The sequence below is a fragment of the Herbaspirillum sp. FG34 genome, from assembly GCF_057809315.1.
This window is the reverse complement of record NZ_JBMDJS010000014.1, coordinates 1-24,274: the sequence shown is the minus strand read 5'-3', so window position 1 is coordinate 24,274 and position 24,274 is coordinate 1. Positions and strand designations below refer to the sequence as shown.

At 62.9% G+C, this 24,274-nt stretch carries 23 protein-coding genes; 13 read left to right on the top strand and 10 right to left on the bottom strand.

Annotation, left to right across the window (positions count from 1 at the left end; translation table 11 throughout):
* Positions 1-49 precede the first annotated feature (49 nt).
* Complete coding sequence (locus ACODSZ_RS17045; RefSeq protein WP_175344429.1) at positions 50-2,890, top strand: bifunctional diguanylate cyclase/phosphodiesterase; 2,841 nt, start codon at positions 50-52, stop codon at positions 2,888-2,890.
* 69 nt (positions 2,891-2,959) lie between these two features.
* Here the strand turns inward: ACODSZ_RS17045 and ACODSZ_RS17040 are convergent, their stop codons facing one another.
* Positions 2,960-3,895 (bottom strand): AEC family transporter, encoded by a 936-nt coding sequence (locus tag ACODSZ_RS17040; protein WP_008333833.1) that lies wholly within the window; start codon positions 3,893-3,895, stop codon positions 2,960-2,962.
* Between the two features lie 146 nt (positions 3,896-4,041).
* Between ACODSZ_RS17040 and mnmC1 the strand changes: the two genes are divergently transcribed.
* Positions 4,042-5,919, top strand: a complete 1,878-nt coding sequence (gene mnmC1 / locus ACODSZ_RS17035) for an FAD-dependent 5-carboxymethylaminomethyl-2-thiouridine(34) oxidoreductase MnmC1 (RefSeq protein WP_488928113.1) — start codon at positions 4,042-4,044, stop codon at positions 5,917-5,919.
* Here mnmC1 and ACODSZ_RS17030 read toward each other — a convergent pair.
* Together ACODSZ_RS17030 and ACODSZ_RS17025 are read right to left on the bottom strand one after the other, a co-directional pair.
* Positions 5,894-6,118 (bottom strand): YXWGXW repeat-containing protein, encoded by a 225-nt coding sequence (locus ACODSZ_RS17030; RefSeq protein WP_349627570.1) that lies wholly within the window; start codon positions 6,116-6,118, stop codon positions 5,894-5,896. The genes mnmC1 and ACODSZ_RS17030 overlap by 26 nt on opposite strands.
* A 347-nt stretch (positions 6,119-6,465) precedes the next feature.
* Positions 6,466-7,443, bottom strand: a complete 978-nt coding sequence (locus ACODSZ_RS17025) for a helix-turn-helix domain-containing GNAT family N-acetyltransferase (RefSeq protein WP_008333827.1) — start codon at positions 7,441-7,443, stop codon at positions 6,466-6,468.
* Positions 7,444-7,687: 244 nt separating this feature from the next.
* On the opposite strand from ACODSZ_RS17025, the gene ACODSZ_RS17020 reads away from it, so the two are divergent.
* The gene (locus tag ACODSZ_RS17020; protein ID WP_488928112.1) at positions 7,688-9,295 is read left to right on the top strand and encodes an NAD(P)/FAD-dependent oxidoreductase; all 1,608 of its coding nucleotides are present in this window, start codon (positions 7,688-7,690) and stop codon (positions 9,293-9,295) included.
* Positions 9,296-9,384: 89 nt separating this feature from the next.
* Here the strand turns inward: ACODSZ_RS17020 and phaP are convergent, their stop codons facing one another.
* From phaP to ACODSZ_RS17005, 3 genes are all read right to left on the bottom strand, one after another.
* Positions 9,385-9,954 (bottom strand): TIGR01841 family phasin, encoded by a 570-nt coding sequence (gene phaP / locus ACODSZ_RS17015; protein ID WP_008333823.1) that lies wholly within the window; start codon positions 9,952-9,954, stop codon positions 9,385-9,387.
* A gap of 238 nt (positions 9,955-10,192) precedes the next feature.
* Positions 10,193-11,398, bottom strand: a complete 1,206-nt coding sequence (locus ACODSZ_RS17010; RefSeq protein ID WP_008333822.1) for a patatin-like phospholipase family protein — start codon at positions 11,396-11,398, stop codon at positions 10,193-10,195.
* Between the two features lie 130 nt (positions 11,399-11,528).
* On the bottom strand, positions 11,529-11,735 hold the full coding sequence (locus tag ACODSZ_RS17005; protein WP_008333821.1) for a DUF3717 domain-containing protein: 207 nt from the start codon (positions 11,733-11,735) through the stop codon (positions 11,529-11,531).
* A gap of 401 nt (positions 11,736-12,136) precedes the next feature.
* Here ACODSZ_RS17005 and ACODSZ_RS17000 point away from each other — a divergent pair, with 401 nt between their 5' ends.
* From ACODSZ_RS17000 to ACODSZ_RS16975, 6 genes are all read left to right on the top strand, one after another.
* Entirely contained in the window at positions 12,137-13,024 is an 888-nt protein-coding gene (locus ACODSZ_RS17000) for a hypothetical protein (RefSeq protein WP_488928111.1), read from the top strand.
* Between the two features lie 43 nt (positions 13,025-13,067).
* Positions 13,068-13,394 (top strand): hypothetical protein, encoded by a 327-nt coding sequence (locus ACODSZ_RS16995; protein ID WP_488928110.1) that lies wholly within the window; start codon positions 13,068-13,070, stop codon positions 13,392-13,394.
* A gap of 51 nt (positions 13,395-13,445) precedes the next feature.
* Entirely contained in the window at positions 13,446-13,583 is a 138-nt protein-coding gene (locus ACODSZ_RS16990; RefSeq protein WP_488928109.1) for a hypothetical protein, read from the top strand.
* A complete protein-coding gene (locus tag ACODSZ_RS16985; RefSeq protein WP_488928108.1) occupies positions 13,583-14,254 on the top strand; it encodes a C39 family peptidase in 672 nt (223 codons plus the stop codon). The genes ACODSZ_RS16990 and ACODSZ_RS16985 overlap by 1 nt, the downstream gene beginning before the upstream one ends.
* A 170-nt stretch (positions 14,255-14,424) precedes the next feature.
* Positions 14,425-15,357: a DMT family transporter gene (locus ACODSZ_RS16980; protein WP_488928107.1), complete on the top strand. Its 933-nt coding sequence runs from the start codon at positions 14,425-14,427 to the stop codon at positions 15,355-15,357.
* A gap of 12 nt (positions 15,358-15,369) precedes the next feature.
* A complete protein-coding gene (locus ACODSZ_RS16975) occupies positions 15,370-16,704 on the top strand; it encodes a DUF2863 family protein (protein WP_488928106.1) in 1,335 nt (444 codons plus the stop codon).
* A gap of 9 nt (positions 16,705-16,713) precedes the next feature.
* On the opposite strand, the gene ACODSZ_RS16970 is transcribed toward ACODSZ_RS16975, so the two are convergent.
* A complete protein-coding gene (locus tag ACODSZ_RS16970; protein WP_175344425.1) occupies positions 16,714-17,040 on the bottom strand; it encodes a hypothetical protein in 327 nt (108 codons plus the stop codon).
* Positions 17,041-17,452: 412 nt separating this feature from the next.
* Between ACODSZ_RS16970 and ACODSZ_RS16965 the strand changes: the two genes are divergently transcribed.
* Positions 17,453-18,298 (top strand): transporter substrate-binding domain-containing protein, encoded by an 846-nt coding sequence (locus tag ACODSZ_RS16965; protein WP_008333817.1) that lies wholly within the window; start codon positions 17,453-17,455, stop codon positions 18,296-18,298.
* A gap of 106 nt (positions 18,299-18,404) precedes the next feature.
* Here ACODSZ_RS16965 and ACODSZ_RS16960 read toward each other — a convergent pair whose 3' ends face one another.
* Positions 18,405-18,803 carry a type II toxin-antitoxin system VapC family toxin gene (locus tag ACODSZ_RS16960; protein ID WP_488928105.1) on the bottom strand — a complete coding sequence of 133 codons (399 nt, stop codon included), beginning with the start codon at positions 18,801-18,803 and terminating at the stop codon, positions 18,405-18,407.
* A 389-nt stretch (positions 18,804-19,192) separates the two neighbouring features.
* Here ACODSZ_RS16960 and ACODSZ_RS16955 point away from each other — a divergent pair, with 389 nt between their 5' ends.
* From ACODSZ_RS16955 to ACODSZ_RS16945, 3 genes are all read left to right on the top strand, one after another.
* The gene (locus ACODSZ_RS16955; RefSeq protein ID WP_175344423.1) at positions 19,193-19,339 is read left to right on the top strand and encodes a hypothetical protein; all 147 of its coding nucleotides are present in this window, start codon (positions 19,193-19,195) and stop codon (positions 19,337-19,339) included.
* 31 nt (positions 19,340-19,370) lie between these two features.
* The gene (locus ACODSZ_RS16950; RefSeq protein WP_175344422.1) at positions 19,371-20,522 is read left to right on the top strand and encodes a helix-turn-helix domain-containing protein; all 1,152 of its coding nucleotides are present in this window, start codon (positions 19,371-19,373) and stop codon (positions 20,520-20,522) included.
* Between the two features lie 84 nt (positions 20,523-20,606).
* Positions 20,607-22,409 (top strand): NAD(P)-binding domain-containing protein, encoded by a 1,803-nt coding sequence (locus ACODSZ_RS16945; protein WP_488928104.1) that lies wholly within the window; start codon positions 20,607-20,609, stop codon positions 22,407-22,409.
* An 88-nt stretch (positions 22,410-22,497) separates the two neighbouring features.
* Here ACODSZ_RS16945 and ACODSZ_RS16940 read toward each other — a convergent pair whose 3' ends face one another.
* On the bottom strand, positions 22,498-23,280 hold the full coding sequence (locus ACODSZ_RS16940; protein WP_283810193.1) for an amino acid ABC transporter ATP-binding protein: 783 nt from the start codon (positions 23,278-23,280) through the stop codon (positions 22,498-22,500).
* Between the two features lie 10 nt (positions 23,281-23,290).
* On the bottom strand, positions 23,291-23,956 hold the full coding sequence (locus tag ACODSZ_RS16935; RefSeq protein WP_175344420.1) for an amino acid ABC transporter permease: 666 nt from the start codon (positions 23,954-23,956) through the stop codon (positions 23,291-23,293).
* Positions 23,957-24,274 lie beyond the last annotated feature (318 nt).

Here is a 24,274-nt window from a genome sequence, read left to right as displayed (position 1 = left end):
GAGTACCGGATTATGATCGGGCTCTCCCAAGGGATATAACGAATCGTTTATGCAGCGTGTGATCAACAAGCTGGGGGCAACGTTGTCGGCATCGCTCACGCTGATGCTGGGTTTATGTGCCACCGCGACGGTGTTCGTCGCCACCAGCCATCTGGAAGAGGATGCCGTCCAGCTCGACTTCGAGCGTAGGGCGGGCCTGCGCGCCTTCACCATTCAGCGCGGGCTGGAAGAGGCGGTGCAGGTGCAGTCGGTGGTGAACCATTTCTATGCCACCGTAGGCGATCCTACGCGCGAACAGTTCGAGAGCTTCACCCGCCCGCTGCTGGAACGCTATCCCTACGTGCGCGCCTTCAGCGTGCAGCGCTTCGTGGCCGACGAGGACCGGCTGGTGTTCGAGGCCCTGCGCCAGGGCGCCAAGCCGGGTTTCGAGATCACCGCGCTCGATGGCGACCGGTCCGTGCGCGCTTCGCAGCAACCGACCTATCTGGTGGTCGACTATGTGGAGCCCCTGGCCGGCAACGAAGCTGCGCTGGGACTGGACGTCTCGCGCAACCCCGCCATCATGGGGGCGCTCGATGCCGCCGTCGTCAGCGGCCGACCCTCCTCCACCCCGCCCATCCGCCTGGCCCAGTCCGGCCCTGATGAACGCGGCCTGCTGGTGATCCAGCCGGTCTATCGCGGCGGCGTGCAGCCTACCGATACCGCCGCCCGCCGTGCACTGCTCATCGGCGATACCACGGCGGTGCTCGAACTCAACGGCCTGGTGCAGAAGATCCTCGATGGCGCCGGCCTGATGTCGGACCACGAGATCGGCTTGCGTCTCTACGTCGGCCGGCAAGCCGATCCGACCAACCTGGTCTACCACCATGACAGCCAGCCGCGCCCGACCCAGTGGCTGGACCAGCTCATCAAGCCTGGCAGCCTGTTCCGCCATCCCTCCACGACCGTCACCAGCTTTGATATCGCCGGCCAGAGCTGGCACATGGAGATCAGCATTCCACCGCGTTCGGTCTTTTCCGATCACTATGGCTCGTTGCTCATCGGCCTGGTCGGCGTGATCGCCTCGTTGCTGGGCGCGGCCTACATGCGTGCCTTGTCGATGCGCTCGCATCGGGTGCAGCAGCTGGTGGAAGACAAGACTGCCGAGCTGCGCACCACCAATGCCCTGCTGTCGGACGACATCAAGGCGCGCCGCCTGGCCGAACGTGCGCTGCGCCTGCGGCACCAGGCCATCGAAGCCAGTGCCAATGCCATCCTGATTCTCTCGGCCCAGGAGCCGGACTACGCCATCGAATACGTCAACCCGGCCTTTGCCCGCATCACCGGTTACAGCAGCGCCGAAGCCGTGGGCAAGAGCCTGCGTTTCCTGGAAGGCCGTGACAGTGATCCCGAAGGCTTCGAGACCGTCTGGATCGCCATGCGCGAACAGCGCGAACACAACGTCGTGCTGCGCAACTACCACAAGGATGGTTCGGAGCTGTGGAATGACTTCTACATCGCCCCGGTGCGTGACGAGGGCGGCCTGGTGACCCATTTCGTGGCGGCACTCTACGACATCACCTCGATGAAGCGCTACGAAGCCGAACTGGAATTCCAGGCCAGCCGCGATACGCTCACGGGCCTGATCAACCGCCACATGCTGCGTCATCACCTGGAACAGGCCATCGGCGCGGCCGAGCGCCAGAAGCAGGCTTTGTGGGTGGTGTTCGTGGACCTGGACCGCTTCAAGTTCGTCAACGACACGCTGGGTCACAAGGCCGGCGATACCTTGCTGCGCACCGTGGCCGGTCGCCTGCGCGCCGCCGTGCGCGAAGCCGATACCGTGGCGCGCCTGGGTGGCGACGAATTCATCATGATCCTGCCCGAGCAGGATGAACTCACGCTCGACACCCGCAGCCTGCAACGCATCATGGATGCGGTGGCCGCACCGGTCACGCTGGGCGGGCATACGCTGTTCATGACCTGCAGCATCGGCGTGGCCTGCTATCCCAACGATGGCACTGACGGCGAGACGCTCATCAAGCATGCCGACATCGCCATGTACCGTGGCAAGCAGACTGGTCGCAACAATTTCCAGTTCTACACGCCGGCCATGAACGAGCAGGCGCTGGAGCGTCTGCGCATCGAAGGCGACCTGCGCAATGCGCTGGATCACGGCGAGTTCCTGCTGCATTACCAGCCCAAGGTGGACCTGGCCTCGGGCCGTGTGGTGGGCAGCGAGGCGCTGATCCGCTGGCAGCATCCGCAACTGGGCATGGTCTCGCCGGCGCGCTTCATCGGCCTGGCCGAAGAGACCGGCCTGATCCTGCCCATCGGCGCCTGGGTGCTGCGCACCGCCTGTACCCAGTGCCGCCAGTGGCAGCTGGCCGGGCATGAGGACATCAGCGTCTCGGTCAACCTCTCGGTGGGGCAGTTCCTGCAGAAGGACCTGGTCTCCTCGATTGCCGACGTGCTCGACAGTACCGGCCTGCCACCGGCCTCGCTGGAAATCGAACTCACCGAAAGCCTCATGATGACCGATGTCGAGCATGCCATCGGCATCCTGGCCGGCCTGAAGAAGCTGGGCATTCGCTTGTCCATCGATGACTTCGGCACCGGCTATTCCTCACTGGCCTACCTGAAGCGCTTCCCCATCGACGTGCTCAAGATCGACCGCTCCTTCGTGCGCGACATCACCATCGATGCCGATGATGCGGCCATCACCGCCTCCATCATCTCGCTGGCGCGCCACCTGAAACTGCGCGTCATTGCCGAAGGCGTGGAGACCGACGAGCAACTGGACTACCTGCGCCACTATGGTTGCGACGAGATCCAGGGCTACCTGTTCAGCCCGCCGGTGGCGGCCGAGAAGTTCGAGCAGATCCTGCGGGAAGAGCGGGTGATTTTGTAATTTTTCTTCACGCCCGGTTTGCGAATCAGGCCGCACGGCAATCGCTGTGCGGCCTTGTTCATATCCGGCTCAATGATGCGCAATCCAGGCCAGGATCACGGCGATGGTGGGCAATGACAGCGTGGTGGAGATGAGAATGGCGCGCGACATGGCCGTGACTTCGCGCTGGTACAGCTCGGCCAGCATGAAGGGCCCGGTACCGATGGGCAGGGCTGCCAGCAGCACCGCGCTGTCGGCCCACAGGCGTGGCAGCGGCAGCAGCCAGTAAGCCAGCACGGCGGTGACGGCCGGTTGCAGCAGCAGCTTGAAGGCCACCAGCAGCCACACCGGTGCGCCATCGCCGGCGCGTACCGGTTGCGCCAGGAACAGACCCAGCGAAACCAGCGCGCAAGGGCTGGCCGCACCCCCCAGGATCTTGAAGAACTGCTGCACGCTGCCGGGCAGGCTCACCCCGCTCAAGGCCACGATGATGCCGGCCACGGGGGCGATCATGATGGGATTGCGCAGCAGCGAGCGGCCCACCTTGGCAACGGTCTGCATCCACCCTGCCCGGGCATGCAGACAGCTCTCCAGCATCACGATGGCCACCGCGAAGAGCAGGCAGGCCGTCATCACCATGGCGATCACCGAGGGCGGCAAGCCTTCGTTGCCGAAGGCCAGGTAGCACAGCGGGATACCGATGAAGCCGGTGTTGGCATAGGAACTGCCGAGGCTGTCGATGATGACGTCGGGCGCTGCCGCCTTCTGGCGCAGGCGCAGCCAGGCCGTCAACAGGAACACCACGGCCACGCCGATGGCGAAGACGGCGATGAAGCGCAGGTTGGCAAAATCGGTCGCCTTCAGGCGCGACATGGAATCGAACAGCAGCGCCGGCAGTGCCAGCCAGATCACGAAGCGGTTCAGTTCGCTGGCCGCGCCCGCCGAGAGGATGTGGCGCTTGCGGCAGATCCAGCCGAGGAAGATCAGCGAGAAGATCGGAAAGACGATGTTGAAGATGGCGAGCATGGCGTTGCGCAGCCATGCTGCGGGGCTGGTTGATCGGCGAGGGCCCAGACTAGGGAGAGCGCTACCCTTTGTCAAGGCGCAATGCCGCACGCAAGCGGGAGCGTAGAATGGCGGCCTTCTCTGATTTATCCACAGGGCTTTTCAAGATGCCTGCGCGTCCTCTTCAACTTGCCTCCCCGGAACTGCTGGCTGCCTGGCGCGCCGAGGCCGATACCGTGGTACAGGCGCTGCAGCCGGTGCCGGACTGCCTGCACGAACAGCACAGCGCCACCGTGCTGGACCTGCATTTCGGCCTGGGTCATGCCTTCTTCGCCACCTGGCATGCCTTTGCCCGCCAGCGCGCGCTGGGGCAGGGTGCGGCCCGCCTGCATTACATCGCGATCCTGCCGCATCCGCCGCAGGCCGAGGCGCTGCATGCCGATCTGACTTATGCACAGGCCTTGCGCGCGGCATGGCCCTTGCCGCTGCCGGGCACACACCGCCTGCTGCTCGATGAAGGGCGCCTCACGCTCACCCTGGTGTGGGGCGCGCTGGAAGAAGAGCTGGCGCGGCTTGAGGCGCCGGTCGACCTGTTCTACCTCCATGCCGATCCATCCCGCTTCGACCCGGCCGCATCGCCCTGGCATGCGCATGCCTGCAAGCGGCTGGCGCGCCTGGCCTGGACCGGCGCCCGGGCGCTGGTGTTCGGCGCAGCCGGGCAGGCAGCGCTGGTGGCGGCGATGCGGCAGGTCGGTTTCCATGGACAAGCCCGGGACGGTGCGCTGGCCTTGCGCTATGCGCCGGCCTGGGCACGTCCGGCCACCCACGTGGCGCGGATCGACACGCCTTTGCGACGCGATCCCGTGCATGAGCGCCACGCCCTGGTGATCGGTGCCGGGCTGGCCGGTACCGCCGCCGCCGAGCGGCTGACGGCACGTGGCTGGTGCATCGATCTCATCGATGCCGGGGCGCAGGTCGCCACGCGCGCCTCCGGCAATCATGGTGGCCTGTTCATGCCGGCGCTGGCACGTGACGACAGTCCGCTGGCCCGGCTCACGCGCGCAGCCTTCCTGTTCGCTTCGCAGCGTCTTGACGATCTGGGCGGCGTGGGTTTGGAGGAGGGCACGGCCATTCGTGGCGAGCGCTGCGGCATTCTGCAGTTCGGCCGCGATGCCAAGCAGGCGGTCTCCTTCGAACAGGGGGCGCAGCAGTGGCAATATCCGCCGCGCTATGCCCGCTGGATGAGCGCCGAGCAGACGGCTGCGGCGCTGGGCATGCCGACCATGGGCGGTGGCTACTTCTTCCCGGAAGCGGGCTGGCTCAATCCGCCCTCGGTATGCCGCCGCTTGCTGGCGGTGGCGCAGGCGCAAGCAGAGGTGCGCACGCATTTCGGGCGTGCCGTCGCCCGTCTGGTTCGCGTGGACGACCAGTGGCAGGCACGGGATGCCGACGATGTGCTCATTGCACAAGCGCCGCTGGTGATACTGGCGGCGGGCGCCCAGGCGCGTGCGTTGCAACAGGCGGCGGGCTTGCCCTTGGCGGCGGTGCGCGGGCAGGTGACGCACTTGGCGGCAGCGGATTTTCCCGACTTGCCGTATGCCCTGTGTGGCGATGGTTACCTCACGCGTCCCTATGCTGGTCAAGTCTGCATGGGTGCCAGCTATGATCGTTTCGACGATCCGGCCCTGCGCGCCGACAGCCACGCCGGGAATCTGGCCCGCCTGCAGCACATGCTGCCGCAGATCGCGGCGCACCTGCCCCTGCCGCAAGCGGATGCCCATCTGGCGGGCCGGGTCGGCCAGCGCTGCATCGCACCGGACCGCTTGCCGCTGGTGGGCGCCTTGCCCGGGCAGGATGGCCTGTACGGCCTGCTGGGCTATGCCTCGCGCGGCTTGATCTGGGCGCCGCTGATGGCCGAGCTGCTGGCCGCGATGCTCGAGCGCGAGCCCTTGCCGCTGCCCCGCGAGCTGGTGGCGGCGCTGGACCCGGCCCGCTTCGGCGCGGACTCAGCCAGGGCCATCAACGTACCCAGTGACCCGGAATGAAGACCCAGCCGCGCCCACGGGGTTGCCAGTGGGCCGGTTCATAGCGGGCGTAGTCGCGGCGCACGCGCTCCCAGTGGCCGCCGACCCAGAGGTGGCGATGACCGTTCCACGCCCAGTAGCCGGGCGCCCAGGCATAGCCGTGGCGCGGCGGGGGCACTGCCTCGTAGCGCGGGGCGGGGGGCGGTGTGCCGATGCGCACGTCCACCCCGACTACCTGTGCCTGGGCGGCAGGGGATAGCGCCGCAGTGGCGCCGAGGGCGCAGAGGGTGGTGAGAAGAGCGAAGGCTAAGCGAGTGGTCTTGGTTTTCATGTCGGGCTCCTGCAAGGTGGTGTTGCGTGGATGCAGCGCGCGCCGCGAGGGCCACGCTGTGAAACCACTCTAGGAGCCGGGCTTCTTTAAGACTGTAATGTTGTGTTTCCAGTTGTGTCCGTGCGTAGCGCTGGCCCGTGTGGCTATCCCGAAGCGCGTTCCGTACCGAGCAATTCCGGTAACAAATCGCGGCACATCGATACATGCCGCGATACATGCCGCGCGCCATCCTCCGCTCATCTCTTGCGTGCCGGACGCACGTAACGTTGCTCCACCACGCGGCTTCCCCACTGCTGGCCGGGCGATTCCTCGGCCAGCGCGAAGCCGGCGGACAGATAGAGGTGGCGTGCCGCGTCCAGTCCCTGAAACGTCCACAGATAGCAGGCCAGACGATGGGCATCGACGAAGGCCATGGCCTGTTCCAGAAGGCGCCGCCCCACGCCGCTGCCGCGCAGGCTGCCATCGACGATGAACCAGCGCAGATGCGCTTGCCGGCGTTGCAGATCGCCATCGATCACGATGGAGGCCAGGCAGCGCCCATGCTCGATGTGAGTCCACAGTTGCTTGCCCGCATGGGGCAGCGTTTGTACGAAGGCGCCCAGTTCGCTGGCGACCTTGTGCTCGAAGAACACGCCGAACCCGGCGGCCTCGGCGTAGTAACGCGCATGCAGGCTGGCAATATCTCCGATGCAGCCGGGCTGGTAGCCGGTACTCAATGGCACCGTCGCGCCTTTGGCCGGGCGCGGTGCGGCATTGGGATTGTCGCGCGACAGGGCTTCCGAATACAGCGCCAGCGCACGCACCAGGCCCTGCTGGTCTTCCGGCAGGATGCGCCGCAAAGCCCCGGAGACCTGATCGGTGGCGAATTTGTCGATCTTCTTGCGCAGCGCCTGCCCGTCCTCGGTGAGCGCCAAGCTGAAGGCGCGCCCGTCGCCTGGCACCGGGCTGCGGCGCACCAGCCCCAGCGCCTCCAGCTTGGCCAACTGGCGGCTGGTATTGGACTTGTCCAGATACAGCAGCTCGCCCAGCTCCCGCGCTTGCAGACCCGGTCGCAGCCCGATCTCGATCAAGGCATGGACCGCCGAGGGCGCCAGGTCGCTGCCGGCCAGGGTGCTGCGCATGAAGCCCAGCTCACGCACCAGCTTGCGCGAGAGCTCGCGCAACTGGCGGATGGTCTGGTCACGCGGGGGAGAGTGCAGGCCATCGTAGTCCATGGCGATATCCTGTAATGGTTGCGAAGTGCAATCAATGTACCGCGAGATGATTGCGTTACGCAACTTGTCTGGCGGCAGCCGGTGCCGCCGTTGTGGCACCCGCGCAACTGGCGTGGGCCGCTTGGGAGCGCCTGCCCGGCTGGAGTAGAATGTCGCCTTTCGCGCAGCCTTGCGCCGTGATCTCACCGGCCATCGTGGCCTGCGCCACCTCCTGCACCCCCAGTCTTGTTGAAAGTCCCCGCACATGTTGCGCATCTCTGAACTGACCCTTCCGTTGAGTCATACGGAAGAAGAATTGAACGCCGCCATCCTCGACCGCCTGGGCATCCCGGCTGAGGAGCTGGTGTCCTTCACGCTGTTTCGCCGCAGCTACGATGCCCGCAAGAAGACGGCCATCACCCTGAACTACACCATCGATGTTGAAGTGAAGGACGAGCCGGCCGTCCTGGCGCGCCACGCCAAGACCACCAATGTCGGCCCCACGCCCGATACCTCCTATCACTTCGTCACCCGTGCGCCGGCCATCATCAAGAAGCGTCCGGTGGTGATCGGCTTCGGTCCCTGCGGTCTGTTTGCGGCGCTGATCCTGGCCGAGATGGGCTTCAACCCGATCATCCTGGAACGCGGCAAGACCGTGCGCGAGCGCACCAAGGACACCTGGGGCCTGTGGCGCCAGCGTGAGTTGAAGCCGGAATCGAACGTGCAGTTCGGCGAGGGCGGCGCCGGGACCTTCTCCGACGGCAAGCTCTACAGCCAGGTCAAGGACCCCAAGCACTATGGTCGCAAGGTGCTGGCCGAGTTCGTGGCCGCCGATGCGCCGCCCGAGATCATGTATGTCAGCAAGCCCCACATCGGTACCTTCCGCCTGGTCAAGATGATCCAGCTCATGCGCGAGAAGATCGAGAAGCTGGGGGGGGAATTCCGTTTCGAGCAGCGCGTCGAGGATGTGCTCATCGAAGACGGCCAGATCCGTGGCCTGACGCTCAATACCGGCGAACAGATCGAAGCCGACCACGTGGTGCTGGCCATCGGCCACAGCGCCCGCGACACCTTCGAGATGCTCTACGAACGCGGTGTCTACATCGAGGCCAAGCCGTTTTCCATCGGCTTCCGCGCCGAGCACCCGCAGTCGCTGATCGACAAATGCCGCTTCGGCCCCGGTGCCGGTCATCCCATCCTGGGCGCGGCCGACTACAAGCTGGTGCACCATGCGTCCAATGGTCGCTCGGTCTACAGCTTCTGCATGTGTCCCGGTGGCACGGTGGTGGCGGCGACTTCCGAGCCGGGCCGGGTGGTCACCAACGGCATGAGCCAGTATTCGCGCAACGAGCGCAACGCCAACAGCGGCATCGTGGTGGGCATCTCGCCGGCCGACTATCCGGGCCATCCGCTGGCCGGCATCGCCTTCCAGCGCGAGTGGGAAAGCCGCGCCTACGAACTGGGCGGGGCCAACTACAATGCTCCGGGCCAACTGGTGGGCGACTTCATCGCCAATCGTCCCTCGACCCGGCTGGGCAGCGTGGAGCCGTCCTACAAGCCCGGCGTGACCTTGGGGGATCTGAACCCGTCGCTGCCCAAGTACGCCATCGATGCCATCCGCGAGGCGCTGCCGGCCTTCGAGAAGCAGATTCGCGGCTACTCCATGCACGACGCCGTGCTGACCGGCATCGAGACGCGTACCTCGTCACCGATCCGCATCAAGCGCGATGACCACACCCTGCAGAGCCTCAATACCAAGGGCCTGTATCCGGCTGGCGAGGGCGCCGGTTATGCCGGCGGCATCATGTCGGCGGCCATCGACGGCATCCGCGTGGCCGAGGCGCTGGCGCTGGATATCGTGGCGCAGTCCTGATGCGCTGATCCACGGTCTGGATCACTCAATGCAAAACGCCGCTCCGGTTGCCCGGGGCGGCGTTTTGCTGTTACGGCCAGAAGTGAAGATTACTTCTTGGCGCGGGTCGAAGCGACGGTCTTTTCAGCCACAGCGGTGAACTGTTTGGTCGCATTGGCCAGGTTGGCTTCCAGGGTTTCCACGGCTTGCTTGGAGTTCTTGGACAGTTGCTCGTAGGCAGCGTTGGCGTTGGTGAGGGTCGCCTTCAGGATCGAGACGGCCTGCTCCGAACCCGGGGGCGCATTCTTGCTGATCTCGTCGATCAGGGCCGACAGCTTGCGGCTGGTTTCGGAAATCTGGGCTTCGGCCGCCTTGGTGAATTCAGCCTGGGTCGAGGACACGATACCGGCCAGGTGACGGCTGTAGGCGGTGGCCTTTTCAGCGCCCGGCTGGGCTTGCGCGGCGGCCAGCGCCAGCAGTTCCTGCGGATCCTTGGCGCCGGCCAGCTGCTTGGCGGCGGCGGTGGCTTCTTCCAGGGTCGCCTTGGTGGCCGACAGGTTCAGTTCAACGATCTTTTCCACGCCTTCGAAGGCCTTGGCGGTCAGGTTGTTGATGAGGTCCAGGTGGGCTTGCAGATTTGCCTTGGTAGCGGCGGAAAACTGATCTTGGTACGAAAACATGTTCATCTCCTAAGTGATATGACAAATGAGTTGCCGACGAGCGTGACGATCAAAACAATCGGCGTTCGAGCGCGGCTTTCGACCAGAATCAATTAACAATCATGATTTGTGCGCCGCAACAATTCCTATTTTATGCACTTCTTTGGTGAAATCAAGTGTTATTTGTGCGTCGCACAAAAATAATGCCGGGTGCCGTGGGGATTATGCGACGTCGTGCCCGCTGCGGCTTTGCCCGCGATCAAGCCGAACGGTCGGCCGTTTTCTCCGGACGGACATGGGTATCACCACCGGGCAGGTCGTGGACCACGATGCCGGTATCGCTTTCTCCGAACGGGCAAGCCCGGCCCAAGGCGACGGCACGCAGGCCATCCTCATAACCTTGTTCCCAGCGCCACATGACCGAGCCCTTGGCGAAATTGACGTCCTTGGAGGCCATGTTCCAGTCGCGTCCTGCATAGGCCAGGCGCACGATGTGGATGGTGCTGTCGGCACCCAGTTCGGCCATCATCTGGCGATCCTGCTGGGTCAGCAGATCGGCGGGCAGGCGCTTGTAGAGTGCATGGGCAGCGCGCCGCAGGCGGTATTGCTGGAGATAGGCGTCGATGTGACGCTGCGAGCGCGAGGCGAAGGTGACATCCTTCTCGCGCGTTTGCACTTCTTCCAGCGTACGCGGTTCAGGGCCGTCGGCATGCCACAGGTCCACCATCATGCACAGCAGGTTGCTGCGCGCTTCGTCATTGAGTACGGCTTCCAGGGGCGTGTTGGAGTACAGGCCGCCGTCCCAGTACAGTTCGCCCTCGATGCGCACCGGGGCAAAGCCCGGGGGCAGGGCGCCACTGGCCATGACGTGCTCCGGCCCCAGGGGGCGCTTGCGCGAATCGAAATTGACCAGCGTACCGCAGGTGACCTTGACTGCCGAGACCGTCATGCGGATGCCCGAGGGGCCGTTGAGGTAATCGAAGTCGACCAGGCGCGAGAGTGTCTGGCCCAGTTCAGCCGTGCTGTAGAAGCTGGCCTCGTCGGGCGGCACCGGCAGGCCCAGCGCGAAGGCGTTCAGGGGACGCGGCCGGAAGAAACCGGGCGCACCGCGCAGGAAGGTGTCCAGCGTGGTCAGTCGCGTGGCCCAGGGGCGCAGGGTGTCCGGCACCTGGCGCAGGTCGAACAGGTCGGGGTGGGCCACCGTTTCCCAGAATTCGCGCAGGCGCGCGATGCGGGTTTCGCGCGGGTTGCCGGCAATCAAGGCGGCGTTGATGGCACCGATGGAGGTGCCGACCACCCAGTCGGGCGTCAGGTCATGTTCGTGCAGGGCCTGATAGACCCCGGCCTGGTAGGCACCCAGCGCACCGCCCCCCTGCAACACCAGCGCCACGCGCGGCCTGGTGGCCACGGCGGCAGCGGTCTTGCGGCGTGGGGAGGGGGGTGACTGATCCTGATCCTTGCGCATCGTTCTTCCTTTCAGGGATACCGGGTGGATCCGGCAACAACGTGAAGGTTCTGCAATTGCAGAGGCCCTAGGATAACGCGCTTACAAGGAAGTGACCGTCACTGTACGCGGGCGTACGAAAAACCGCAGCTTAGCTGGCCAGCCAGGCTTCGATCAATTGGCGTGCCTGGGCATCGATCTGCTCCAGGTCCACTTCATGGCGGCGATGGAAGATCATCATCGCGTACAGGCCCGCCAGGGCATTGACTTCCGGGGACAGTGCGCACTCCTCTCCGCTGGCCGGGCGCTGCTGGCGCCAGTAGTTGATTGCATCTTCGAGTTCGGTGAGGGTGAGCATGGCGGTATTTCTTGATAGAGACGTAAGGTGAAACGTCGCGGCATTCTAACCGATTTCAGTGTCCGATACTGGTTGAAAACACAGTATGGCCGGGCTTGCCGTGTCGCCGACCACCATGCGCGAGCAAGATCGTACGCTGCCGCAGTCAACCAGCTCGTACTGACGGATTAGAGGTGACAAGGTACGTCGAGATCGCGTTCAAAGGGGATGTCGGCAGCCTGGCCGTCACATCCAAAATTCCCCTTGCATGACGAAAGCTGATGTCATTCAGGATAGTTTTTTGGCATATGACAATGAGGATTTCGTAATAATCAGAGAAAAGGTCTCTGTTCCACTTGTTCACTAAAGTGAGCAGGATCACGACGGTATGCTCTGCCGATTCTGTTAGAGGTATCGGCGAGATGCACAGACTCTTTAAATACAAACATCGTCTGAAGGTGCTGCTTGGCACCTATCTATTTTTTTGTATCGCTGTCTGTTGGGCAGATGTCCCTTTGGCGGTAGAAGGCTTGCTAACCGCGTCAGGAAAACTTCGGCTTGACGTCAGTCTCTCGTACGCGAACGCAGAAAAACAAAAGGTATCAACCGGCGATTATCTGGAGGTACAGACGGGGCCAACAAGCTTCGTATTCGTCCCCACGAAGGTCGCAGACGGAAATGTTAACAGCGACGTTGGCGTCGGAACACTGGGGCTGAAATACGGCATTCGTGACGGAATGGAAATTTACGGTCGTGCAAGTTGGTTTATTGCGTCCTACCGAAAGTCAGAGTTCAACGAGGCTTCTCAGACATCCGGCAGCGGAATGAGTGATGTATGGATTGGTTGGGGTTATCGCCTTTCGGAGAACATCATAGCCTCTGCGGAAACGGCGCCTCTCGAAAAATACAACTCCCAAGCATCCTTCTTCAAATCGCTGCTGCTCAGTGTCACGTCTTACAAATCTATTGATCCAGTCGTCTTGGCCGCTACTGGTACTTACAAGTACAGTGCGCCGCGCCACGAGGGCGGTGCTACCTATAAAGCTGGAAGCTATCTCCTGTTCAACCCTTCGCTAGGTTTTGCTGTCAACGAGAAGATAAGCCTTACATCGGGGTTGCAATGGACCCTTCGCTTTCCAGATCAAATCAACGGCATCGAGCAATCTGCCCGACATACACGCACTGACTTGTTGTTGGGCGTGGCCTATGCGGTTGACCGTGAAAGCATCATTAATCTCTCGCTAAAGTCCAATGTCTCGGGTCGCAATGGGGCCGACCTACGAGCGGTGTGGATGCACACGTTTCCGTGATTCTGCATCAAATTGTGCCCCAGCTATAAATGGAGAAATCGAAATGAAAAAATGGATTGTCTTATTGGCTTTATTGGCTAGTGTCACTACCACCGCGTTTGCGGAAGTGGCCCATAACCTCGAAAAGCCACAGCATCTTCAAGTCTCCGAGAGTGAGCTGCAAAGTGCATTTGCAAAGGACGGAAAACAAAAGTTAGCAGTTATGGCATTGAGCCAAAAGGAAATGCAGGAGACGGAAGGAGCATGGATCTGGATGGCATATTATTTCGCTCCGGGGGCGACTTCGGCAGCATATGCTCTCTACAACACATCTGCTTATATGCCGATGTATCACCTTTCGTATTTTGCTAGTAGTTTCTGGCGCAGGTAAATAAAACTGTTACGCGATTTGTCGGCAGGCAAATCGCGCATTGGAGCTATTGTGAAATTCATCAAAAACTTTGTCCGCGATTTAAAGAAGGGTGAAATGGGGACCTGTTATTTAGCGATGGACCTTTTGGCTGTTACTGTAGCCGCTTTTCTATTGCTCGCAGCATTGGTGGAAAGAGTTTTGTTCTGATGCTCAAGACAGGAACCTTATGCCTTTTTGCAAGCTTGAGCTTAGCGAACAGCGCTTATGCTCAATTTGCAGTGATGCCCTTGGCTACCGAATTTGCTCCGCTGCCTGTGCGGAGTTGGAAGAGCATGCGCGACGAGAAAATTGTTAAGCAAGCGCTTGATTTCTCCTGCGGCTCAGCTTCTCTGGCTACCTTACTCAATGGGCAATATGGCGAATCGCTCAGCGAAAAAGACTTCTTAAACGCATTCGGCCAAGGCGAAAAGAAAGCGAGTTTTAGCGATATGGCGCGTGTTCTTCCGACATTCGGGTATAAGGCGCAAGGCTTTGCTTCCGACTGGAGCCAGTTGTCGCAGCTGAGAATTCCCGTAGTTGTTTATCTAAAGTACAGGGGACAGGATCATTTTTCGGTCATTAGAGGAATCGATTCAACATCCGTGTGGCTTGCCGACTCGAGTTTCGGTAATCGAATATTCAGCAGAAGAGAATTCCTGGAGATGTGGTACACACGAGAGACCCTTCGCGACAATGAATCTGAGGGCAGCCCTCAGGGGAAATTCCTCGTGATCCTTCCGCTACAGAAACGGGAAATTGACAGGGAGTATTTTTCTCGCTCGCTACCTAATAGGACCTTTGTTTCAGAGCGTCTTCTTTCCATAAGAAATCACCCATAGTCGAAAGCGCGTTCAGAGCACTCACGCCTATTGATGAAATGGGTTCTACTCTCACCGAGAAGAGCGTGGACTGGTGTTTCAGGAGAAATAGATCCGAGCGGGTAAAATGCCCTATCCATTTCAGCAGCGGCGTACGTGAGCGCTGCATCTTCCTGTGAGTCTCGACGAACATGATTTACACCCCCAGCCGCCCCATGGGCTACGGCTGTCTGATCCTGAGCATGTCCCTGGTCGGCGCCTACGTCGCGCTGACCAAGCCGCTGGCGGCGCTGCTGCCGGTGTTCCTGCTGGCCTGGCTGCGTTTCGCCATCGGTGCGGTGGCCATGCTGCGCTGGCTGAAGAAGCCGGCCGATGAAAAGCCGCTCTCCACGCAGTCGCGCTGGCTGGTCTTCCTCGAATCCTTCCTCGGCAATTTTCTCTTCACGCTGTGCATGATTACCGGCGTGTCGATGACCAATGCAGTCTCGGCGGGCGTGATCATGTCCTCCATCCCGGCCGTGGTGGCGGTGATGAGCTGGATCTTCCTCAAGGAAAAGATCAGCCTGCGCGTCTGGGCTGCGGTGGCCTGCGGGGCCATCGGCATCGGCTTGCTGTCCCTGGCCAAGGATGGCCACGGCGCTGCCGCCGCACCTGGCGGGCAGACCGCCTGGCTGGGCAATGTGCTGGTGTTCTGCGCCGTGCTGTGCGAGGCCGCCTATGCCGTCATCGGCAAGAAGCTGACCACGGTCCTCACGCCCAAGCGCATCAGCGCCGTCATCAACCTGTGGGGGCTGCTGCTGATGACCCCCATGGGCTTGTACACGGCACTGCATTTCCATTTCTCCAGCGTGCCGCTCAACATCTGGTTGCTGCTGGTCTTCTATGCCCTGGCCGCGAGCGTCTGGACGGTATGGTTGTGGATGACCGGACTGAAGGTGGTGCCGGCTGCACGTGCTGGCGTCTTTACCGTGATGCTGCCGGTCTCGGCCGCCGTGGTCGGTGTGCTGGCGCTGGGTGAAAGCCTCTCCGCGCTGCAGGCCGGCGCCTTCGCCGTGGCCCTGGCCGGGATGTTCCTGGCCACGCTGCCGGGCCGCAGCGCGGCCGACAAATTACCGCTGAACTGAGCGAGGAAAAAAGTGAATCAAGCCAAACGCCCATCAGGCAAACCACAGTCTCCGGGAGCCAGGAAGCCCGCGCCGGGCCAGGCCAGGCACCCTCCCAAGCCGGCGCCTGCCGGCCCGCTGCGTGACAAGCCCAAGACCCACGTCTCCACTGAAGCCGCGCGTCGCCGCCAGCATCAGGCGCATGCCGCCTCACAGACCATGGACGAGGACGAACTGCGGGTGCAGCAGATGGTCGCACTGGCCAGTGCCGTCGCCGCCGATGCTCCGGACCGTGCGGGCCGTCGTGTCGGGCAGGATGAACTGGAGCGCATGGTGCGCCATGCCTTGCGCGAGCGCGATGATGACACCCTCTACGAAGCACTGGAGCAGCTGCGCTACGACGATACGCGCGGCCATGCTTTTCTGCGCGAGGTGGTCGAGGAGAGCGCCGACATCATCGTGCTGCGACGGGGCGAGAAGGAACTGGAAATCAATGCCTTCCTGATCCCCTTGCTGGCCCGCACGCGTGGTGGCCTGCGCGAGGACCTGGCCATGGCCGATGGCGATGCCTTCGACGCCCTGCGCGAAAGCATCCAGCAGGCCGGTCTGGAAAGCCCCAAGGCGCGCGTGGTACTGGTGCATCACCTCTACCACCCGCAAGAGATCAACGCCCTGAGCTTCAGTGAAGTGGAGGCCATGAACCGCGATGCCTTCGCCTCCCTGACCGACAAGAAGATCCTGAGCGTGCCGGCCATCGAGCGCAGCATGCGCGGCTGGCCGGCCAGTCATTTTGCGGCCGATGACGAGGCACTGGAACTGCGCTTCCTGCTGGGCTTTTCGCTCAAGGACGTGAATGATCCCTTCTACGCGATTCCGCAAGAGGAAGCCGCCGCAGATGCTTACTTCGAATCGCGCGCGCAACGGTTCCGCCAGTGGAGCCAAGAGATCACGCCGCTGATGCAGCAATGTCTGACCGGGCAATCCGGCCAGGCTGCGCAGTGCCAGCTGCATTTCCTGTACCAGGATCTGTTCCATGGCGCCAAGCACACCGGCAATGGTGAGTACCGCACCTTGCAGATGCTTTCCGAACTGGAAGCAGGATTGGCACAGTCCGGTGCGCAGGCAGCAGCGGCCACCGCCTTCCTGGCACTGGTGGACGAGGACGAGCAGACTACGCTGCAAGTCGTGCTGCGCAGTGCAGAGGCGACGTTGGCGCAGTCGGAGCATGCGGTGGAGGGCAATCTGCAGGCCCTTCTCTTGGATGCAGCCGATGCCGTGAGCTCGCTGGGCGTGTCCGCGCTGCGTCTGGCCGATGGCTTCGATGCGGATGGATTGCCGCTGCGCGCACGTGATCTCCCGGCGGCCTGAGCGGCCTGATCAGTCCAGCAAAGCTTGCAGGCTGGTTCCAGCGGGCTGGCAGCGGAAGTACAGCTCCACCTGCATCGGACGCCAGCCACGGATGAGCTGGCGCAGGTCGGCCCGCATCTGCTGCTTGCCGCAGAAAGCGTTGGCCTTTTCGCGGGCCGCCGAGGTCAGGGCCGGAATGGACATGGTGTAGCTCACGCCCGTGGCCGAGACCATGTACAGGTCGTCGCGCCCGGCGCTGACTTCGCTGAAGTTGGCACAGCCGCCCAGAGCGGCGGCACCGAGGCAGGCTGCGAGCAGGCTGCCGCTGCGGCGATGATGATGACGTTCAATGCGCATGAGATCCCCCGTTATGCTCGTGACGCGTGCGCTCCGCCGAATTGCCCTGCGGCATCAACGCGACAGGCCAAGCCTACGCGCGCGCCAGGCTCCGCTGGCGGCGGCTTACCCGGTTTTACCCGGATGCCGTGGCTGTAAAAAAATCTTCAATGAAGCTCGCACAAGAGAGCTGGCTGTCAATTTTCGTACAGCCATGTCAGGAGCTCGCACGATCGGTGATGGCGTAAAAAATTTCCTGCCTGCCGGGAGAGCGCCGCCTGGTGAGGTCCGTAGCAGGCATTTGCCTGCGCGAGCGGCTTGCGGCTGGGCTAAAATCATCGACGCGGTCTGGCCAAGCCGGACCGCAGACCCGTGCGCCATGTTGCCGACCACAGGGCAGCGGCGCCATCCGCCAAATCAGGGAGAACCGAGAATGACCAACCGTCGCAGTTTCATCACTGGCGTGGCCGGCCTTGCCGCCGCCACTGCCATCCCCAACGTCTTTGCCCAGGCCGCCGCTGCGACCGGCTCGACCGAGCCGACCCTGGCGCGCGTACAGCGCACCAAGACCCTGCGCATCGGCGCCGTGCGCGGTGCCGCGCCGTACTACAACAAGGATCTGGCCAGCGGCGAGTGGGGCGGTTTCATGATCGATTTTGCCAGGAGCCTGGCGGCCAGCCTGAACGTCAAGCTCGACATCACCGAGACCACCTGGGGCAATTCGGTGCTGGATCTGCAGACGCACAAGATCGATCTGTTCTTCGGCATGAACCCGACCCCGGCGCGGCGCGAGGTGATCAATTTTTCCGAGCCGCTGTTCCTGAATGCCTTCACCGTGGTGTCCAAGAAGGACTACAAGACCTGGGCAGACCTGAACAAGCCGGAGGTGAAGATCGCCGTCGATATCGGTTCCTCGCACGACCAGATGATCAGCCGGGTCTGCCCGAATGCCACCATCGTGCGCCTGGAAAAGGCCGATGACGCCACCTTGGCGCTGCAGACCGGTCGCGTCGATGCGCAGGTGCTGGTGTGGCTGCTGGCCCTGAACATCCTCAAGAAGAATCCCTCGCTGGGCAAGATGACTGTCCCGCAGCCGCTGGAAGCGACCTCCACCAACATCGGCGTGCCCAAGGAAGAGAGCAAGGCCTGGGTCGAGACCATCAACAAGTGGATCGCCGCCGAACGCGCCGCCGGCAAGATCAAGCCGACCGTGCTGGGCAACCTGGAGAAGCTCTCGGGCGTGAAGCCGGAGGATGTGCCGGCGCAGATTCCGTTGTAATGGCGGGCGGCCTGGCGGGCCGCACAGGGCGCAAAGAAAAACCCGCACGGGTGATGCCGTGCGGGTTTTTTGTGACCGGGTCAGAGGTGGCTTGCTGGTCGTCGCGTCAGTCGTTGAGCAAGCGCATCCCGGTGGTACGGGCGGCCTTGCGATCAAAGGTCAGCGTATCGCTGCATCCCGCCTGATGGCCGCATCGCTCGATCAGACAATCGGCGAATCCGGCTGTCGACTCAGCAAAACGGTGCAGTGCCTGCAAGGTACTTTCAGTGTTTTCCACCACGATTTCCGGGGCCATCAGGAGCCGCTCGATGATGCACACCAATTGAGGCTTGCGCACCTTGTAGGCAGATTGTAGTACCCACACCAGTTCTGCCAGGGCGATCTGGCATAGAAAGCCCGGATGCTGCGCGTCCAGCGATTCGATCAGCGCGGTCGCCCGGGCCGATTGCTGCGGATGGTCCTGGGCAAAATAGCGCGCCAGCACATTGGTATCCAATCCGATCATTGCGGCGCTCCGCCGCGTCGGGCAATGGCCAGCTCCATGTCCGCCAGAGACACCGGATGCTGCGGCGCAGTCACACATCCCTTGAGTGAACGAATCGAACCTGGAACAACGCTGGAAGTGGCTGGTGAAGATGCTCGAGACCGGGACTTTCCCGCGATCGGTTTCTGGTTGTTCGGGGGCGCCTTGACCACGTAGGGTGCGATGGCTGTAGTACGCATGATGAGCCTCCAGTCAGGGAAAAGGGGAGAACGGCGACCTTGCCCGATGCCTTCTCCGATGTCGAGGTCATGGCAGATTTCTGCCGGAGGGTCTCGACTTTTTGCGGCCCTTCTCCCGCCGGCTGGCAGGTCGCCACCTCTGCATCATCCACATGAACGCACCAGCTCCGCATGCACTCGAGTCCCTCGGCCCGTGAGACAAGCGTCTCACCATCCCCCCATGCTGCGCCGCAGGACAACTCGCCGCGCACGCTGTGCTACAACATCACCCATCGCTTCACCGTCGTCTTCGCCCTGATCCGCATTGATCCGCATTGATTCGCGCAGTCTCGTCCCGCCAGGAGCCGCCATGCCCTACGTTGCGAAAGTCAGCCATCTCGACCGCGTGCGCCGTCTGCTCGATGGCCAGCCCGATCCCGCCGCCAGTCACTACCTGCAACGGCTGAGCTCGTCCTATCTGCGTTCACTGGACCAGCATCACCTCGACCCCGCCGACATGCGGGGCCCGCGCGTGTTGAGTTCCGGCGAACTGCGCCAGGTGCAGCAGGGCGAGGAGGATTTTCTGCGCGCATCCGGTCAATGCCTGTCGGTGCTGCACCAGACCGTGCGCGAAGCCGATTACTGCGTCATGCTCACCAATGCCGGCGGTACCACCATCGACTATCGCGTGGACCGCGAACGCCGTCAGGATTTCAAGCGCGCCGGCCTTTATCTCGGTTCCTGCTGGTCCGAGAGTGAAGAAGGCACCTGCGGCGTGGCCGCCGTACTGCAGGATGCTCTGCCCATCACGGTGCACAAGGGCGATCATTTTCGCGCCGCCTTTACCACCCTGACCTGCAGCGCCGCCCCCATCTTTTCGCCAGCGGGCGAACTGATCGGTGTGCTCGATGCCTCGGCGATCCGCTCACCCGATGCGCGCGACAGCCAGAACCTGGTCAATCGCATCGTCCAGCAAAGCGCCACCCTGATCGAAGATGGCTATTTCCTCAACGCCATGGCCTGCGCCTGGGTACTGCTGGTGCATCGCAGCCGCCACTATGTCGAAGCGCAACCGGAAATCCTCATCGCCTTCGATGCCCTGGGCAACGTCATCGCCGCCAATGGCCGTGCGCGCGAGTGCATCGCCGGTCTGCAACGCTTGCCCTGCCCGTTGGACGAAATCTTCGACCTGCACTTTGAAAGCCTGCTCGACAGTCGCGCCCTGCAAGGCTTGCACCTGTTGCGCCTGCACGGTGGCGCCACGCTCTATGGCCGCGTACGCGCGCCGGTATCGCGCGCGCTGCGCCCGGCCCGCGCGCATGCGCTTACGACACCGGCTGCCTCCAGCGACGAGGGCAACGCCATCAAGGCCGATGAACGACAGGAGCGCGACCAGATCGTCGCCGCCCTGACCGAATGCAAATGGCGTGCCCCGCACGCCGCCCAATTGCTGGGCATGTCACGCGCCACGCTGTACCGGCGCATGGCGCGCTACCGCATCCTGCCGCCGCATCGACGTTAGCGCTGCAGGCTTCATCCAGGCGGTCAAAGAACCGCCACCCCCATCCAACCACGAGATCTATTGTCGAGATAGAGGAGACTTGTCATGCCCGAAGAAAACGCCAGCCAGGCCATTGCCCATACGCTGGAAACCCTGCAAGCCGCATTGCGCGAAGGCAATGCCGCCAAGGCCGCCGCCCTGTTCGAGGAGGAGGGCTACTGGCGCGACCTGATCGCCTTCACCTGGAACATCAAGACCCTGGAAGGCCGCGACCAGATCCGCGCCATGCTGCAATCGCAAGTGCCGCAGCTGGGACCCATACAGCTGCGCCTGGATCCGGATGAGACGCCATCGCAAGCCGATGGCGTGACCCAGGGCTGGATCCTGCTGGAGACCGGCATCGCACGCGGCAAGGGTTACCTGCGCCTGCGCGACGGCAAGATCTGGACCCTGCTGACCACCGCCGCCGAACTGAAGGGCCACGAAGAGCCCAAGGGCCTAAACCGCCCGCGCGGGGCGGTGCATGGCGTGCATACGCAGCGCCGTACCTGGAAGGAAGAACGCGAAGCGGAGGCGCGTGAACTGGGCTACCAGCAGCAACCGTATTGCCTCATCATCGGCGGCGGGCAGGGGGGCATTGCGCTGGGTGCGCGGCTGCGCCAGCTGGGCGTACCGACCATCATCATCGAACGCAACGAGCGTGCCGGCGACAGCTGGCGCAAGCGCTACAAGTCGCTGTGCCTGCATGATCCGGTGTGGTACGACCATCTGCCCTACATTCCCTTCCCCGAGAACTGGCCGGTGTTCGCGCCCAAGGACAAGATCGGTGACTGGCTGGAGATGTATGCCAAGGTGATGGAGCTGAACTACTGGGGCAGCACCGTCTGCAAGTCCGCCAGCTTCGACGAGAGCACGCAGAAGTGGACCGTCGTGGTCGAGCGCGAAGGCCGGGAAGTCGTGCTTCAGCCGACCCAGCTGGTGCTGGCTACCGGCATGTCGGGCAAGCCCAATGTGCCGCAGTTTCCCGGAGCGGAAAACTTCCGGGGCGATCAGCATCACTCCTCGCGCCATCCCGGCCCCGATGCTTATCGCGGCAAGAAAGTGGTGGTGGTCGGCTCCAACAATTCGGCGCACGACATCTGCGCGGCCCTGTGGGAGAACGGCGTGGACGTGACCATGCTGCAACGTTCCTCCACCCATATCGTCAAGTCCGATTCGCTGATGGAACTGGCCCTCGGTGATCTTTATTCGGAGCGCGCAGTGGCCAGCGGCCTCACGACCGGCAAGGCCGACCTGCTGTTCGCCTCGATCCCCTACAAGGTCTTGCCGTCCATGCAGAAGCAGGTGTTCGACAAGATCCGCGAACGCGATGCGGACTTCTACCGGCGGCTCGAAGAGGCCGGCTTCCTGCTCGATTTCGGCGACGACGATTCGGGCCTGTTCATGAAATACCTGCGGCGCGGGTCCGGCTACTACATCGACGTCGGTGCTTCCGAGCTGATCGCCGAGGGCAAGATCCGCCTCAAGAGCGGCGTCGACGTCAAGGAGATCCGCGCGCACTCCATCCTGCTCTCCGATGGCAGCGAATTGCCGGCCGACGTGATCGTCTATGCCACCGGATACGGCTCCATGAATGGCTGGGCCGCCGACCTGATCTCGCGCGAGGTGGCCGACAAGGTCGGCAAGTGCTGGGGGCTGGGATCGGCCACCACCAAGGATCCGGGGCCGTGGGAGGGCGAACAGCGCAACATGTGGAAGCCCACGCAGCAAGCCGCGCTGTGGTTCCACGGCGGCAATCTGCACCAGTCGCGTCATTACTCGCTGTATCTGGCGCTGCAGTTGAAGGCGCGCATGGAAGGCATTGCGACGCCGGTGTATGGCTTGCAGGAAGTGCATCACCTGCAGTAAAGCGCTGGCGTAACGCAGGTGAAAAAATGGCGCGCAGATTTCTCTGTGCGCCATTTTTCAGTGGGTTTGCGCCGCGTGATCTGGACGATCAGGCATTGAAGCGGGCCAGGAAAGCCTGCGTGGCCGCTTCCTGCGGATGGTCGATCACCTGCGCGGGCGGGCCGGCTTCGACCACCACGCCATCCCGCATGAACACCACCTGATCGGCGACTTCGCGGGCGAAGGCGATTTCGTGCGTGACCAGAATCATGGTCATGCCATCGGCCGCCAGGCCGCGAATCACGTTGAGCACTTCGCCGACCAGCTCCGGGTCCAGCGCCGAGGTGGCTTCATCGAACAGCATCACGTCCGGCTGCATGGCCAGCGCACGGGCGATGGCGATGCGCTGCTTCTGTCCGCCGGAGAGCTTTTGCGGATACATGTCGGCGCGTTCGGCCAGGCCCACTTTCTGCAGCAGGACCATGGCCTTGGCGCGCGCTTCGGCCTTGGGCGTGCGCAGCACGGTGACCATGCCTTCCATCACGTTTTCCAGCGCCGTCATGTGCGGGAACAGGTTGAAGTGCTGGAACACCATGCCGGTGCGCGCGCGGAAGGCGGCCAGTTCACGGTCCTTGGGCAGGCGCGAGTTGCGACCGCTGAATTCGAAGTGGCGCTCGCCGATGCGCACCGTGCCCTGGTCCGGCACGGTCAACAGGTTCAGGCAGCGCAGCAGGGTGGACTTGCCCGAGCCCGACGGGCCGATCATGGCCACCACGCTGCCACGGGGCACGGCGATGGAAATGTCCTTGAGCACCACGTGCTCGCCGAAGGACTTCTTTAGATTGCTGATCTGGATCATCGCGTTCATCGCGTTGGAAGATGGGTTGCTCATGTGCTGCTCCTCAACCGTGCTGGACCGACAGGCGGTTTTCCAGGCGCTTGGCCCAGATGGTGGCCGGTAGCAGGATCACGAAGTAGATGATCGCCACCAGGGTGTAGATTTCCAGCGGGCGATAGGTTTCGTGGGCGATGATCTGGCCCTGGTACAGCAGGTCCGGCACGGCCAGCACCGACAGCAGCGAGGTGTTCTTCAACTGCATGATGGACTGGTTCACCAGCGGCGGTGTCATGCGCTTGAAGGCTTGCGGCAGGATCACGCGCTTCATCAGCTGGAATCGCGTCATGCCCAGCGCCCAGCCGGCTTCGGACTGGCCGACATCGATGGAGACGATGCCGCCGCGAATGATCTCGGAATAGAACGCGCCGCCATACAGCGCCAGCGAGAGCATGGCCGCCATGCCCGCCGACATCTCGATGCCCAGCAGCACCGGCAGCGCATAGTAGAACCACACCAGTTGCACCAGCACCGGCGTGCAGCGGAAGACTTCGACGAAGGCGCGCAGCGGGGCGGAGATGAAGGGATTGGAAGACAGTCGGCCCAGCCCGACCACCAGACCTACCAGCAGGCCCAGAGCGATACAGGCCACGGTGTAGGAGAGGGTATAGACGAAGCCGATTCCGATGATGCTCCTGAATTGCCAGAGCGAGCCGAAGTCCCATTGATACATCTGCGATTTTCCTTGGTTGCCGATTGCTGGAGCCCGGGGAGGGCGGGGTGTGCAGCGCATGCACGAACCATGCCCTGGTCATCCAGGGGCAAAGCGAGCCTGGTGCTGGAAGGTGAGGACATGGGACAAGCCGCCCGCGCATCGACCGCAATCGAGGCGGCGGCGTGCCGCGAACCCGGCCATTGTAAAGGAGAACGGCTTGGGCACGAACTGAACAAAACGTCTCATCATGCGCCGGGAACCCCCGTAGATGCTGGCTTTGGCTAGAACCCATTTCATAAATAGACGTGAGTGCGAGCGAGTCCCGTTTGGGATGAA